This window comes from Qipengyuania sphaerica (assembly GCF_019711595.1).
Classification (GTDB): domain Bacteria; phylum Pseudomonadota; class Alphaproteobacteria; order Sphingomonadales; family Sphingomonadaceae; genus Qipengyuania; species Qipengyuania sphaerica.
Map to the genome: position 1 here is coordinate 650,225 of NZ_JAIGNR010000001.1, position 14,604 is coordinate 664,828.

The following is a 14,604-nucleotide window of genomic DNA, read 5'->3' on the forward strand; positions in this document are numbered from 1 at the left end:
TGCCATGCAGCCCTTCGTCCCCGGCGCCAAGCGTAAGCCTGCGCACATCCCGGGCGGCAAGCTATCGCGCTGGAGCCAGCTGAAAATCTGGTGGCGCGAGATCGATCGCGCGCTCCTTGGACTCGTGCTGTTCCTAATGGCGGGCGGCGCAATCGCGGTTGCGGCCGCGAGCCCGGCCAGTGCGGACCGGCTCTCGACCTCGTCCGAAACGCTCGACCCGCTCTACTTTTTCTACCGCCACCTCGGCTGGCAGGCAGTGGCGCTGTGCATCCTGTTCAGTGTCTCGATACTCAGCCGCGAGAATGCGCGGCGGCTTGGCGTCGTGATCGCCGCCGCGATGCTCGGTCTCCTGTTCCTCGTCCCCTTTATCGGGGTGGAGATCAACGGCGCGCGGCGCTGGATCGTGATCGGCATGCAGTTCCAGCCGTCCGAGTTTTTGAAGCCCGCCTTCGTGATCGTGGTCGCCTGGGTCCTGTCCTGGCGCATGCGCGATCCCAACTTGCCGGTCCTGTGGATCGTGACCGGGCTCACCGGCCTCATCGGCGCGCTGCTGATGATGCAGCCGAATTTCGGTGAAGCGATGCTGTTCGCGGGCGTGTGGGGCGTAATGATCCTGCTGGCAGGAATACCCTTGAAGCGGCTCGGCATCGTTATGGGCGGCGGGCTGTTTCTGCTGACAGCCACATACTTCCTATATGACAATGCCCGCCACCGTATCGACGGCTTCCTTGGCGGCGGCACGGCTTACGACCAGGTCGACCTTGCCAGCCGCACGCTGCTCGCCGGGGGCTGGACGGGCGCGGGTTATGGCCTCGGCCTTCGCAAGATGAGCCTGCCCGAAGCGCATACCGACTATATCTTCAGCGTCATCGGCGAGGAATTCGGCCTGATCGTCTGCGGTTTCGTGGTCCTGCTCTACCTCACCATCATATTGCGCGTGCTGATGCGGCTGGTGGACGAGGAGGATCTGTTCGCGCTGCTGGCGGGCACCGGGCTGGTCGCGCTCCTGGGTGGACAGGCCTTCATCAACATCCTCGTCAACCTCCAGCTATTCCCCTCGAAGGGGATGACGCTGCCGCTGATAAGCTATGGTGGTTCGTCGACCATGGCCATCGCGCTGACCGTGGGGCTGCTGATCGCCATCACACGGCGCAATCCCTATCTCAAAACCACCACGAGGGGACTTGGCGACCTGCTGGGCATCGGGCAGGGGGGCGCGATGAAGACGCCTGAGGCGCGCGTGACGCGCGAGATTCACCAGTGACCGGGTCGAGCCGCCACTACGTGCTGGCTGCCGGAGGGACCGGTGGCCACATCCTGCCCGCCTTCGCGCTGGCTGCCGAGCTCGAGAGGCGCGGTCACCATGTCGCGCTGATCACCGACGAACGCGGCGCGCAGATACCGGGCAAGCCCGACTTCATGCCCGCGCATATCCTGCCCGCAGGCCGCTTCGGCAAGAACCCGCTGCAATGGCTGAAGGGCGCCAAGGCCGTGTGGGAAGGACGCAGCATGGCCAGGCGCCTGTTCGACAGTTTCCAGCCGAGCGCGGTTGTCGGCTTCGGCGGCTATCCCTCGCTGCCTTCTATCCTCGCGAGCACATCGGCAAACATCCCGACCATCGTGCACGAGCAGAACGCCGTGCTGGGCCGCGTGAACCGGTTGTTTGCGGGGCGTGTGAACGCGATCGCGACGGCCTATCCCGACGTGCAGCGCCTCAAGCCTGCGCATAAGGGCAAGACCTATCTTGTCGGCAATCCGGTGCGCGCGAATGTGCTGGCGCTGCGCGACGAGCCTTTCCCGCCTTATGGCGAGGACGGGCTCCTGCGCGTGCTGGTGACGGGTGGCAGCCAGGGCGCGCGGGTCCTGTCCGAGGTCGTGCCCGATGGCCTTGCCATGCTCCCGCCCGCCATTCGCCAGCGCCTGCAGGTCACCCAGCAGTGCCGCCCCGAAGACCTCGACGCGGTGCGCGAGCGCTACCGCACGCATGGCATTCCGGCAGAACTGGCGACCTATTTCGAGGACATGCAGAGCCGCCTTGCCGATGCGCACCTCTTCATCGGCCGCGCCGGCGCCTCGACGATTGCCGAACTGACCGCGGTGGGCCGGCCTGCAATCCTCATCCCGCTGCCCATCGCGACCGACGATCACCAGGCCTTCAATGCACGCGAAATGGCCAAGGCGGGCGGGGCGCGGATGATCCGGCAGGAAAAGTTTGAGTCCAAGGAACTCGCCAAGCAGATCCGCGTGCTCGCCGACGATCCGCAGGCGCTCGCCAATGCTGCCCATGCCGCATGGAACTGCGGCCGCCCCAAGGCCGTAGAGGACCTTGCCGACCTCGTCGAAAGCTTCGGCGGGGCGGACATGATGGATGTTATCCGCGTGGGCGGAAATAATGCTCGCGGCGCCACTCAGGGCGTACCAGCGGGCCAGGGCGCGAAACGGGAGAGCGCAGAATGAAGGGCGTACCCACCGATATCGGTGTGATCCACTTCGTCGGCATCGGCGGTATCGGCATGTCGGGCATTGCCGAGGTGATGAACAACCTTGGCTACACGGTGCAGGGTTCGGACATCAACGAAAGCCCCACCGTGGAGCGCCTGCGCAAGCAGGGCATCTCGGTCCATATCGGGCACGAGAAGGAAAACGTCGAAGGTGCCGCGGTCGTCGTGACGTCGACCGCAGTCAAGCGCACCAATCCCGAAGTCGCCCACGCACTTGAAAACCGCATTCCCGTGGTGCGCCGCGCCGAAATGCTCGCCGAGCTCATGCGCCTCAAATCCACCATCGCGGTGGCCGGCACGCACGGCAAGACGACCACCACCAGCATGATCGCCAGCCTGCTCGACTGCGGCGATGTCGACCCCACCGTCATCAACGGCGGCATCATCGAGCAATACGGCTCGAACGCGCGGCTGGGCGATAGCGACTGGATGGTCGTCGAGGCCGACGAGAGCGACGGCAGCTTCCTGCGGCTGGACGGCACGATTGCGGTCGTCACCAATATCGATCCCGAACATCTCGACCATTACGGCGATTTCGACGGTGTGAAGGACGCCTTCGTCGAGTTCATCCACAACGTGCCCTTTTACGGCGCGGCAGTGCTTTGCATCGACCATCCCGAAGTGCAGGCGGTGATCGGCAAGGTCCGCGACCGCCGCGTGGTGACCTATGGCTTCAACCTCCAGGCCGATATCTGCGGCGTGAACGTCCAGCCGCACGAAGGCGGCAACCGCTTCGACGTGATCGTGCGCCAGCGCGGCGAGGAAGACCGGCGGATCGAGAACGTCTGCCTGCCCATGCCGGGCCGCCACAACGTCCAGAACGCGCTTGCCGCGATCGCCGTCGCCATCGAAATGGGTTGCCCCGACGAGGTGATCTGCAACGGCTTCTCCAGCTTCGGCGGCGTGCGCCGTCGCTTCACCAATGTCGGCAGTGTGGCAGGCGCCACCGTGATCGACGATTATGGCCACCACCCGGTCGAAATCCGCGCCGTGCTCTCCGCGGCGCGCGAGGCGGCGCGCAACCGCGTCATCGCCGTCATGCAGCCGCACCGCTATACCCGCCTGCGCGATCTGTTCGAGGATTTCCAGAGCAGCTTCAACGAGGCAGACCAGGTCTATGTCACGCCCGTTTACGCAGCAGGCGAGGACCCGATCGAGGGCGTGAACTCTGACACTCTGGTCGAGGGCCTCAAATCGCGCGGCCACCGCAATGCGGCGACCGTGAATGATCGGGACGATCTCGCGAAGTCCCTCGCCGGAGACATCGAGGAAGGCGACCTCATCGTCTGCCTCGGCGCAGGTGACATCACCAAGTGGGCCGCTGGCCTTGCCGATGCCATCGAGCAGGAGCGCGCCGCGTGAGTCCGCAGGAAAACGACGTCTGGAACTGGGATAGCGGAATGGCTCCCGATTGTTCGGTCGAAGGCAGCATCGAAGCGCCGATCGATACCCATGGCCTCAAGGGCAAGCTTACGCCCGATGCGCCGCTCGCCAAGCTGGTCTGGTTCAAGAGTGGCGGCAATGCCGACTGGCTGTTCGAGCCTGCCGACATGGAAGACCTCAAGGAATTCCTGCGCCGCCTCGACGGCGATTTGCCGGTGATGGCGCTGGGCCTCGGATCGAACATGATCGTGCGCGATGGCGGCGTGCCCGGCGTGGTGATCAAGCTGGGCAAGACCTTTGCCGATGTCTCTATCGACGACGAAAGCTGCGTGGTCGAATGCGGGGGCGGTGCGCATGGTATCCTCGTTGCAAGCGCGGCGCGCGATTGCGGCGTGGCCGGCCTCGAATTCATGCGCGGCATCCCCGGCACCGTCGGCGGCTTCGTACGCATGAACGGCGGTGCCTATGGGCGCGAGGTGAGCGACGTGCTGATCGATTGCGAGGTCGTCATGCCCGGCGGCCAGCTGATCATGCTGCCCGCATCGGACCTGCAATACAGCTATCGCCACTCTGCCCTCCCGGAAGGTGCAGTGGTCGTCTCCGCCCGTTTCCAGGGAGAGCCGGGCGATCCTGAAGCCATCGGCGCGAAGATGGATCAAATCGCCGAGGCGCGCGAGAACTCGCAGCCTTTGCGCACCAAGACGGGTGGTTCGACCTTCAAGAACCCTCCGGGGAAGAAGGCGTGGGAACTGGTCGATGCCGCCGGGTGTCGCGGCCTGAAAATGGGCGGCGCACAGGTGAGCGAGAAGCACACCAACTTCCTCCTCAATACGGGCGATGCCACCAGCGCCGATATCGAAGGGCTGGGAGAGGAAGTGAAACGCCGCGTCTACGAGAATTCGGGCGTCGAGCTCGAATGGGAAATACAACGTGTGGGGCGACCTTAAGGACCGATAATGACCGATCTCCCCAAACTCCCCGATGACATCCACATCGCCGTCCTGATGGGCGGCTGGGCCAACGAACGCCCCGTCAGCCTGATGTCGGGCGAAGGCGTCGCCAAGGCGCTGGAAGAGCGCGGCCACAAGGTCACGCGCATCGACATGGACCGCAACGTCGCCGCGCGCATCGCCGAGGCGAAGCCTGATGTCGTGTTCAACGCGCTCCACGGCGTTCCCGGCGAGGATGGCAGCGTACAGGGCATGCTCGACCTGATGGGCGTGCCCTATACGCATTCGGGCCTCGCTACTTCAGTCATCGCGATCGACAAGCAGCTGACCAAGCAGGCGCTCGTCCCGCACGGCATTCCGATGCCCGGCGGCCGGATCGTGAAAAGCGTCGATATTTTCGAGCGCGACCCGCTGCCGCGCCCCTATGTGCTCAAACCCGTCAACGAAGGCAGCTCGGTGGGCGTCGCCATCGTCACTGACGAGGGGAATTACGGCAATCCGATCAGCCGCGATGCCAAGGGCCCGTGGCAGGATTTCAAGGAATTGCTCGCCGAACCCTATATCAAGGGCCGCGAGATGACGTCTGCCGTGGTCGACTTCCCCGAAGGTTCGCGCGCGCTGGCGGTAACCGAACTGAAGCCCAAGAGCGGTTTCTACGATTTCGACGCCAAATATACCGACGGCATGACCGACCACGTCTGCCCCGCCGACATTCCCGAGCATATCCGCGACATGTGTCTCGAGATTGCGCTCAAGGCGCACAAGGTGCTCGGCTGTCGCGGCACCAGCCGGACCGACTTCCGCTGGGACGAGGAGCAGGGCGAGGACGGCCTTTTCGTGCTCGAAACCAACACCCAGCCGGGCATGACGCCGCTCAGCCTCGTGCCAGAGCAGGCGAAGCACGCAGGCATCGAATATGGCGAGCTGGTCGAAACCGTGATCGCTGCCGCGCTGCGTTACCATGAGGACAAGAGGCGCGATGGCTAAGGTCACCCGCAAGCCCACCGGCGTGCGCCGGTCTGCCGCGGCGCGCAGCCGCAGCCAGAAGGCGCGCGCGGCGAAGAAGCACACTTCGGGCCTGCTCGACCGCGCAATGGCGGCGCTGCCCTTTACCGAGGACCAGTGGCACAAGTTCTTCCTCGTCAGCATCCTGGCGATCGGCATGGTCATCGTGTGGAGCGTGGCAAAATATGCCGGCGTTCCCGAACTGGCGCAGGCCGAATTGGCGAAGTCGGCCGGTCGCGCCGGTTTCGAGGTCGAGCGCGTGCGCGTTACCGGTGTCGAGCGGATGAACGAACAGGTTGTCTACGAGCGCGTGCTCGGCGAGCAGGACCGCCCGATGCCGCTGGTCGAGGTCGGCGAAATCCGCGAGCGGCTGCTCGAACTCTCGTGGGTGAAGGATGCGCGTGTCTCGCGCCAACTGCCCGATTTGCTGCGCATCGATATCGTCGAGCGCGAACCGCATGCCGTGGTGCAAAAGGCCGACCGGCTGATCCTCGTCGATGCCGAGGGGCACGAGCTCGAGCCGATCTCGGCCACTGCGGCCAAGGACATGCTGCTGATTACCGGCCCCGGCGCGCAGAAACAGGTGGGTGAACTCGGCCGCCTGCTCGATGCCGCACCTGCCTTGAAGCCGCAGATCGCCGCTGCCGAATGGATCGGCAACCGCCGCTGGAACCTCACTTTCAAGACCGGCCAGATGCTCGCGCTGCCCGAAGGTGACCAGGGGCCTGCCGCGCTGGTGAAATTCGCCGAGATGGACGGTCGCAACCGGCTGATCGGCGGCAAGGCAATCGCCATCGACATGCGCGTGCCCGACCGCGCCTATCTCCGCTGCAAGGACGGGCCTTGCCCGCGAAGCATGCAGGCGGGGAGCGCGGAATAATGGCCAGTTCGCCCCACACGCCCATGCCCCGAATCGCCCGCGTCCATGCGGCGGTGAACATCGGGAGTTTCCGCGTTTCGGCCATGATCATGGGCCAGAGCGAAGACGGCGAGATGATCGTGCTCGGCTCCTCGCACCGCAAGGCAGAGGGCATCAAGCGCGGCTATGTCACCGATATGGCCGCAGCCACCCATGCCATTCGCACGGTGGTCGAGAAAGCCGAGGCCTCGGCGAACACCAGCGTCTCCAGCGTCTGGATCGGCTGTGCGGGCGCGGGCCTCTCCAGCAAGATTGCCAGCGTCGAAATCGCCATCGGCGGGCGGCGTATCGACGAGGACGACGTCGAACACCTGCTCTTCGCCGCGCGCGATCATATCCAGCCTGACGGGCGCATGGTCCTGCACGCACAGCCCGCCCACTACACACTCGATGGGGCGCATGGCGTGGCGAACCCCATCGGCCTCCATGCCGAGGCGCTGGGAGTCGATATCCATGTGACGCTCGCCGAGGGTGCGCCGGTGCGCAACCTCATCGAAGCGGTGCAGAGCGCGCATCTCGATGTCGAGGGCGTAGTCGCAAGCCCGCTGGCCGCTGCCTACGCCTGCCTCTCGCACGAAGAGCGCGATCTGGGTGTGGCGTTGGTCGAAATCGGCGCGCAGGTGACCAATGTTTCGGTCCACGCTGGCGGAATGCTGCTGGGCCTGCGCTCGATCCCGGTAGGCTCGAACGATATTACCGACGCCATCGCCAGCTCGCTCGGCATCAGGCGCGGGCAGGCGGAGCGGCTCAAATGCGTCGCCGGGTCGGCCATCGCAACGCCCAGCGATCACCGCGAGATGATCCCCGTCAATGCACCGGGCGAGGAAGCCAGCGGACGCCTTGCGCGAGGGGCGGACGAGCAGAACCGCATTCCTCGTGCGGAGCTCGTATCGGTGGTCACCGACCGGCTTGGCACGATGACGACCGAGATCAGCAAGGGCCTGAAAGCCATGGGCTTTTCCGGTGGAAACGGCGGGCAGGTCGTCCTCACCGGAGGCGGGGCGGAATTGCACGGTATCGCCGAATTCATGCAGGGCGCGCTCGGCCTCCCGGTCCGCCGGGGCAAGCCGCCCGCGCTGCGCGGCCTGCCCGAAGCGCACGCCACGCCGGGCTTTGCGACGCTTGCAGGCCTGTGCCTGTATGCCAGCGAAGACCCGGTCGATATCCGCACCATCGGCCCCTCCTACCAGCCGACCAAGCGCTATTCGGGGCTCGGCCTCGTCAATCGCGTTGTACAGGCGGTGCGCGAGTATTTCTGATACACCGCCCGAAACTAGCGCGAAATCACTGTAAAGCGCGGTGGATAACGCCATTTAACCTTTGCATGCGCGAATCGTCTTGTGCCAAAAGCGTGTGCAACACGGCCGCGGCCAAATTTCAGTCCCAAGGGAACGCCCAATGAGCATCAATATCGGACCCGCCTCCAGCGACGACATGCGCCCCAAGATCATGGTGGTCGGCGTCGGCGGGGCGGGCGGCAACGCGATTGCCAACATGATGGACGCCGAGATCGAGGGCGTCGATTTCATCGTCGCCAATACCGATGCGCAGGCGCTGGCGAGTTCCCCGGCCGAAAAGCGCATCCAGCTCGGGCCCGATATCACCGGCGGCCTTGGTGCAGGTGCACGGCCCGAAGTAGGCAAGGCAGCGGCCGAGGAGACGGTCGAGGATATCGAGGACGCGCTCGACGGCGTGAACATGTGCTTCATCGCTGCCGGCATGGGCGGCGGCACGGGTACGGGCGCTGCGCCGGTTATCGCCGAGGCCGCGCGCAAGAAGGGCGTGCTCACCGTAGGCGTGGTAACCAAGCCGTTCCTGTTCGAAGGCACGCGCCGCATGCGCAGCGCCGAAGCGGGCATCGAGGAATTGCAGAAGCATGTCGACACGCTGATCGTCATTCCCAACCAGAACCTGTTCCTGGTCGCCAAGGCGGACACTACCTTCAAGGAAGCTTTCGAGCTCGCCGACGAAGTGCTCCAGCAGGGCGTGCGCTCGATTACCGACCTGATGGTCATGCCGGGCCTCATCAACCTCGACTTCGCCGACGTGCGCAGCGTGATGAGCGAAATGGGCAAGGCGATGATGGGTACGGGTACGGCAGAAGGCGACAACCGCGCTCTCGAAGCTGCCGAACGCGCAATCGCAAACCCGCTGCTCGACGGTGTCAGCATGGCGGGCGCGAAGGGCGTGATCATCTCGATCATCGGCGGCGAGGACATGAAGCTGCTCGAAGTCGACGAGGCTGCGAACCACATCCGCGAGCTGGTCGACGAAGATGCGAACATCATCTGGGGCAGCGCCTTCAATCCCGATCTCGACGGCAAGATCCGCGTGTCGGTGGTCGCCACCGGTATCGAGCATGACGGCAGTGCCATGCCCGCGCAGCCGCGCAATTTCTCCATGGCCCCGCAGCGCGCCCCGCAGCGCCCCGTGCTCGACCTGCAGGAAAGCGAGCCCGAGGAAGAACCGTTCGAACTCAGCGAAGGCCTCTCGGCCGAGCCGGAACCGCAACCCGAGCCCGAGCCGGTCTACGAAGAACAGCCCGCCTACGAGCCGGAGCCCGAGCCCGAGCCGGTTTACGAGCCCGAGGTCGCCGAGCCTGCCTATGACGACAGCGAGGATGAAGAAGGCCCGCTGATGAACCCGGCAGGCCTCTCGCCGTCCACCGGCGGCAACGACTACGGTGACGAGGAAGAGGAAGATTACGACGACGTCGACGGCATCGTCGATCCGCTCGCCGGCCTGCGCCGCGCCGAAGCGGATGATGCCGATTTCGCCGACGATCACGGTGCGGTTCCTCCGCCTGCGGACGACAGCGGTTTCGAAGTAGGTGCTGCAGAAGGCGACGGCTTCGTCGACGATGCGGATGGCGGCGCCGCACCGCTCGACCTCTCCGAGGAATTCGACGAGCCGGTCGACCCGAATTACAATCCGCTGTCGCAAAAGCCGCAGCGCGGGCCCGCCATGGGTGGCGCCGGCACCGATGGTGCGGGTGCCGGCGGCGCGAGTGCTGGCGGAGCCGGAGCAGGCGGCGGTAGTGCCGGCGGTGGGGGCGGTGCCCCGGCCGGTGGCGGATCGCCTCAGGGCAGCACCCTGTTCGAGCGCATGGCGAACTTGTCGCGCGGCTCGAGCAGCGCAGTCGACGATGAGGACGAAGACGAGGATGATGATGAAGGCGGCAGCGGCGGCCTCAACATCCCGCGTTTCCTCGGCCGCCAGAACAACCAGTAAACCAAGGCAGGACCATCGCGCCTTCCCGCGCGTTGGTCGGGTGAGATGGCAATACGAAACGCCAGACGCTGGGCAACCTCGGCCGCACTAGCCGCATTGGCGGTTGGAGCGGGCGGCCTGCGCGCACAGGAAGTCGTCCAGGCCCTGCCGCCCCCCGGTTCTGCTGAGCTGAGCGCAGCGCTCCAGCGGCTCGCCTATGATGGCAATAATGTCTCGGCTTTGCTCGATGCAGGCGACGCGGCGCTGAAGCTGGGCGACGTCCCGGCTGCCATCGGCTTTTTCGGCCGGGCGCAGGCGATTACTCCCAGCAATCCGCGTATTTCGCTGGGGCTGGGGCGCGCCTATACGCTCTCGCGCCGTCCGGTAGAGGCGCTTAGGCTTTTCGCGGAGGCGGAACGAGGCGGTATTCCGCTGCGGACCATGGCTGCCGAACGGGCGCTCGCCTTCGATCTCGTCGGCGATTCCAAGAGCGCACAGGAGCTTTACCGCCTCGCGCTTTCGGCTGGAGATAATCCGACCGTCCGCCGCAATCTGGCGTTGAGCCACGCGATTTCGGGCGACAAGTCAGGGTTCGAAGCCGCGCTCCTGCCGCTGCTGCAGCAGGGCGATAACGCCGCCTTCCGCACCCGCGCATTCGGACTGGCGATCCTTGGCGAGACCGAGGCCGCGGTAAAGATCGCGCGCGACATGATGCCCGGCCCTGCCGCCGCGCAGATCGAGCCCTATCTACGCTACATGACGCAGCTGACCCCGGCCCAACAGGCTGCGGCTGGCGCGCTCGGCGTTTTCCCGCGTACCGCTGCCATCGGGCAGGACGATGCGCAGATTGCCGCCTATTCGCCTTCGAACAGCGGCAGGGCTGCTTCGGTAGACGCCTCACTGACGCCGACCGGTCCCCAGCTTGGCTCGCAGCGGGAAAGCCGCGCGGATACGCGGAGCCGGGACAATCGCCAGGCCCGCCGCGAGCGGCGCCAGGAAGCGCAGCAGGCGACCCGGAATGCGCCTGCGCCGACCCGTCAGGCTTCTGCCGAACTGCCAGCTGTCAGTCGCAGTGCCGAGCTTCCGCCCGTCAGCCGGGAGCCGGCCACGCAACCCGTCGACATGGGCGCGCAACCATCGCGGCCCGTCGCGGTGACCTCACCGCCACCGCCTCCGCCCCCGCCACCACCACCACCTCCGCGGCCCGACCTCGAAGAGGCCTTTGCCGGTTTCAATCTCGCCAATTCCGGCTCGACAGCACCACGAGCAGGAGCGGTCGACATCACTGCCATCAATGTCCCGCGCGAACGCGAGGAGCCGGCCGCTCCGGTCCATCCGCCGCGCCACTGGGTCCAGCTGGCCACCGGCAAGGATATCTCCGCCCTCGGCTTCGACTGGCGCCGCATAACGCGCGGCGCGGGCGGAGAGCTTGCTGGCAAGGACGCCTTCACCGCTCCCTGGGGCGAAGCAAACCGCCTTCTTGCAGGGCCTTACGAGAGCGCGGGTGACGCGCGCGAGGTCGTGAACCGTCTCAAGGCGATCGGCGTCGACAGCTTTCCCTTCTCGAGCGCAGCGGGCGAGGAGATCTTCGCCCTGGCAGGCGCGCCGACTGCGCCCAAAGGTCCGCCACCGCCACCCGCGCATCCCTCGCGCCACTGGGTGCAGGTCGCGACCGGACAGGACCGCAAGGCGCTCGGTTTCGACTGGCGGCGCATATCGCGCGGTGCCGAGGGCGAACTCACCGGCAAGGGTCCCTTCGTGGTGAAATGGGGGGCGGCCAACCGCCTCCTCGCCGGTCCCTATGATTCGGCGCAGGCTGCGCGCGAGGCGGTCAACAGGCTGAAAGCTATGGGGATCGACAGCTTCACCTTCACCAGCGAAGACGGCGAAGCGATCGACAAGCTCGATTGAGCGCGCCGCCCCCGCTATCCGTATCGGGCAGCTTGTTCACAGGGTTTGCACAAGCGCTTTCGTTTCTCCCCAGCACCGTCGCCCGGCCCGATTGCCAAGTGCCGTGGGCCTTCTGCACATGGGACGCATGGCTTGGACGGGAAACCCATGATGCGCGCCGGAGAACAGCGATACGAGGTCGAGGAGGACGCAGCGCCGCTCGACATGCTGCTGGCCCTCTTCGAAGCTCGCGGCTGGCCGTGCGAAACCTCTGCCGACGAGATATGCGGCGAAATCCAGGGCAGTTGGGCGAAATACCAGCTGCGCGGGATCTGGCGCCCCGAGGACCGCGTCCTGCAGATCCTTTGCCTGCCGGACGTCCGTATCGGGAGCGAGAAGATGGGCGCAGCGTACGAACTCGTCGCGCTGGCCAACGAGCAGATGTGGCTCGGCCATTTCGACATCTGGTCGAACGGCGGCGTGCTGCTTTATCGCAACGGCACCCTGCTCGGCAGCGAGGGGCTCATCAGCCTCGACCAGGCGCAATCGCTGGTCGAGATCGCGGTCGAGGAATGCGACCGCTTTTATCCTGCCTTCCAGTTCGTGCTGTGGGGCGACAAGGCCCCGCGCGATGCGCTTAAGGCCGCGATGGTCGATGCCGCCGGGGAAGCCTGACGCAAATCCTTGATTTCGCGTTAGCCATAACCCTTCCGGTTTCGCTTGAAATAAGCCGCTAATCACCCGATATTGACCACAGAAGCGAAGGCCCGGGTTCGCCCTCGCACAATGGAGAATTGACTACCATGGCCGATTTCAACGAAACCGACCGCCGTGTGGACATGACGTCTGTGCCGCGCGCTGGTGACGCGGCTACCCGCGGGACCACGTTCGACGCAGGCCTGCGCAAGCACATGCTGTCGATCTACAACATGATGGCATCGGGCGTGCTGCTCACCGGCATCGTTGCGCTGCTGTTCGTCGGTACGCCGCTGTTCGAAGCCGCCTATAACGTCGTCCAGACGCCGTATGGCAACGCCGTGCAGCCGAGCATGCTGGGCTGGATCATCTCGCTTTCGCCGCTGGCCTTTATCCTCGTGCTGAGCTTCGGGGGCGTGCAGCGCTTCTCGAAAACGACGCTGCAGGTGATGTTCTGGTCCTTCGCGGTGCTGTTCGGCCTGTCGATGTCGACCATCTTCATGACCTACACCGGCGAATCCATTGCCTCGGCCTTCTTCGCATCGGCCGCGGCCTTCGCAGGGCTGAGCCTCTTCGGCTACACGACCAAGAAGAACCTTTCGGGCTGGGGAAGCTTCCTCGTCATGGGCCTCGTGGGGATCATCGTTGCGATGCTGCTCAACGCATTCTTCTTCCAGTCGGGCGCCATGGGCCTCGTGATCAACATCCTCGGCGTGCTGATCTTCGCAGGTTTCACGGCTTACGACACGCAGCGCCTCAAGAACGAATACTCGTTCGTGCGCGGTACGGAATATGCGGGCAAAGCAGTCGTGATGGGCGCATTCAGCCTCTATCTCGACTTCATCAACCTCTTCATGTTCCTCCTGCAGTTCCTCGGCAACCGCGAGTAAGCCTCGCCCCTGCCGACCGCATTTGCAGGTCAGTTAAACGTGCCCGGGGCGAAACTCTCGCCCCGGGCATTTTCTTTGTCCGGTCAACGCGCTAGGACTGGCTCCGCTTCATGTCCCGTCAATGAACGGCGCGCGACAATGAGAGCCAAGAATTGAGGAGGGTCGGCGCATCGTGAGCCGCACAACGAAACAAGCCATTCGCATTTTCGCAGTCACTGCCGGTCTCGTGGCCGCTGCCGCCTGCACTACCGCTCCGCCGCCTCCGCCTCCACCTCCACCGCCGCCCCCTCCGCCGCCGGTCGTAATCCCGCCCCGGCCCACGCCGCCGATGGGCGCGACGACCAGCATGACCATCCCGATGGTCGCTGCAACCGGCGTGCGCCAGACGGTCAACGCCAATCTCACGCCTGCGCAGACGACCTGGAACCTGCGTTCTGCACTGAACGTCGCCGCGCTCAACTGCCTCGACATGAAGTACACCGGGCTGGTCGATAATTACGGCGCCTTCCTGAAGCGCAACGCCAAGGAGCTTTCGGCCACCAACCGCGCGCTGCAGAGCGAGTTTCGCCAGCGTTACGGCGCGACCTTTCGCGACGTGCAGGACAGCTACATGACTCAGGTCTACAACTACTTCGCGCTCCCGCCCGCGAAGACCGAATTCTGCGATGTGTCCTTCGCGATCAGCCAGGAAGTAAACCAGATCGCGCCGAGCGATCTCGACACTTTCGCTGCCGTCGCATTGCCGCGCATCGAGAGCGTTTTCGAAGACTTCTTCCGCGCCTACGAGCAATATCGCGTCGATTTGCGAGCCTGGGACTCGCAATATGGCCCGCCCACCGTCACCACCACGGTGCAGGGTTATACCAATCCGCTCGATCCTTCGGTCGATGTCGCGCCCGGCGAGACGCTGGTGAATTCCATGCCCGCCACGGCTCCGGTCACCGTAGCGGGTGAAGTCTCGGCACCCGTCGACATACCGCCGGCCACCGGACAGACCCCTGTGGTGATCGCTACCGACCAGACCGACGCCAATGGCGAACCGGTGGTAACTCTGCCTACCGAAGGCCCGATTTTCCAGTCGGGCGAGGTCGTACAGGGCGAAACGCCGGTCGGCGGGGACATTACCACCGAACCGGAAGACGACACACCGGTCCCCTGAG

At 65.2% G+C, this 14,604-nt stretch carries 12 protein-coding genes; all 12 read left to right on the plus strand.

From position 1 onward, the window contains the following. The first annotated feature begins 4 nt into the window (after window positions 1-4). The 12 genes from K3178_RS03285 to K3178_RS03340 all read left to right on the plus strand — a co-directional run bounded on the left by K3178_RS03285 (window position 5) and on the right by K3178_RS03340 (window position 14,603). Window positions 5-1,264 (plus strand): FtsW/RodA/SpoVE family cell cycle protein, encoded by a 1,260-nt coding sequence (locus K3178_RS03285; RefSeq protein WP_221570765.1) that lies wholly within the window; start codon window positions 5-7, stop codon window positions 1,262-1,264. Beyond that, window positions 1,261-2,457 carry an undecaprenyldiphospho-muramoylpentapeptide beta-N-acetylglucosaminyltransferase gene (gene murG / locus K3178_RS03290; protein ID WP_221569947.1) on the plus strand — a complete coding sequence of 399 codons (1,197 nt, stop codon included), beginning with the start codon at window positions 1,261-1,263 and terminating at the stop codon, window positions 2,455-2,457. Before K3178_RS03285 ends, murG begins: the two co-directional genes overlap by 4 nt. Continuing rightward, entirely contained in the window at window positions 2,454-3,863 is a 1,410-nt protein-coding gene (gene murC / locus K3178_RS03295; RefSeq protein WP_221569948.1) for a UDP-N-acetylmuramate--L-alanine ligase, read from the plus strand. The genes murG and murC overlap by 4 nt, the downstream gene beginning before the upstream one ends. A gap of 38 nt (window positions 3,864-3,901) precedes the next feature. Continuing rightward, complete coding sequence (gene murB, locus K3178_RS03300; RefSeq protein ID WP_221570766.1) at window positions 3,902-4,831, plus strand: UDP-N-acetylmuramate dehydrogenase; 930 nt, start codon at window positions 3,902-3,904, stop codon at window positions 4,829-4,831. A gap of 9 nt (window positions 4,832-4,840) precedes the next feature. Then, window positions 4,841-5,821, plus strand: coding sequence for a D-alanine--D-alanine ligase (locus K3178_RS03305; protein WP_221569949.1), 981 nt, complete (start codon window positions 4,841-4,843; stop codon window positions 5,819-5,821). Then, window positions 5,814-6,719 (plus strand): cell division protein FtsQ/DivIB, encoded by a 906-nt coding sequence (locus tag K3178_RS03310; protein ID WP_221569950.1) that lies wholly within the window; start codon window positions 5,814-5,816, stop codon window positions 6,717-6,719. The genes K3178_RS03305 and K3178_RS03310 overlap by 8 nt, the downstream gene beginning before the upstream one ends. Beyond that, on the plus strand, window positions 6,719-8,017 hold the full coding sequence (ftsA, locus tag K3178_RS03315; RefSeq protein ID WP_221569951.1) for a cell division protein FtsA: 1,299 nt from the start codon (window positions 6,719-6,721) through the stop codon (window positions 8,015-8,017). Before K3178_RS03310 ends, ftsA begins: the two co-directional genes overlap by 1 nt. A 139-nt stretch (window positions 8,018-8,156) precedes the next feature. Further along, window positions 8,157-9,989: a cell division protein FtsZ gene (gene ftsZ, locus K3178_RS03320; protein ID WP_221569952.1), complete on the plus strand. Its 1,833-nt coding sequence runs from the start codon at window positions 8,157-8,159 to the stop codon at window positions 9,987-9,989. Between the two features lie 45 nt (window positions 9,990-10,034). Next, window positions 10,035-11,879 (plus strand): SPOR domain-containing protein, encoded by a 1,845-nt coding sequence (locus K3178_RS03325; protein WP_221569953.1) that lies wholly within the window; start codon window positions 10,035-10,037, stop codon window positions 11,877-11,879. Between the two features lie 150 nt (window positions 11,880-12,029). Next, entirely contained in the window at window positions 12,030-12,533 is a 504-nt protein-coding gene (locus K3178_RS03330) for a type III secretion system chaperone family protein (protein WP_221570767.1), read from the plus strand. 128 nt (window positions 12,534-12,661) lie between these two features. Next, window positions 12,662-13,444, plus strand: coding sequence for a Bax inhibitor-1/YccA family protein (locus K3178_RS03335; protein ID WP_221569954.1), 783 nt, complete (start codon window positions 12,662-12,664; stop codon window positions 13,442-13,444). 172 nt (window positions 13,445-13,616) lie between these two features. Then, window positions 13,617-14,603 carry a hypothetical protein gene (locus K3178_RS03340; RefSeq protein WP_221569955.1) on the plus strand — a complete coding sequence of 329 codons (987 nt, stop codon included), beginning with the start codon at window positions 13,617-13,619 and terminating at the stop codon, window positions 14,601-14,603. Window position 14,604 lies beyond the last annotated feature (1 nt).

Coding starts and splice junctions, on each gene's coding strand:
- murB (WP_221570766.1), top strand. CDS start 3,902: ATGGCTCCCGATTGTTCGGTCGAAGGCAGCATCGAAGCGCCGATCGAT.
- murC (WP_221569948.1), top strand. CDS start 2,454: ATGAAGGGCGTACCCACCGATATCGGTGTGATCCACTTCGTCGGCATC.
- K3178_RS03305 (WP_221569949.1), top strand. CDS start 4,841: ATGACCGATCTCCCCAAACTCCCCGATGACATCCACATCGCCGTCCTG.
- K3178_RS03285 (WP_221570765.1), top strand. CDS start 5: ATGCAGCCCTTCGTCCCCGGCGCCAAGCGTAAGCCTGCGCACATCCCG.
- K3178_RS03310 (WP_221569950.1), top strand. CDS start 5,814: ATGGCTAAGGTCACCCGCAAGCCCACCGGCGTGCGCCGGTCTGCCGCG.
- K3178_RS03325 (WP_221569953.1), top strand. CDS start 10,035: ATGGCAATACGAAACGCCAGACGCTGGGCAACCTCGGCCGCACTAGCC.
- ftsA (WP_221569951.1), top strand. CDS start 6,719: ATGGCCAGTTCGCCCCACACGCCCATGCCCCGAATCGCCCGCGTCCAT.
- ftsZ (WP_221569952.1), top strand. CDS start 8,157: ATGAGCATCAATATCGGACCCGCCTCCAGCGACGACATGCGCCCCAAG.
- K3178_RS03335 (WP_221569954.1), top strand. CDS start 12,662: ATGGCCGATTTCAACGAAACCGACCGCCGTGTGGACATGACGTCTGTG.
- K3178_RS03330 (WP_221570767.1), top strand. CDS start 12,030: ATGCGCGCCGGAGAACAGCGATACGAGGTCGAGGAGGACGCAGCGCCG.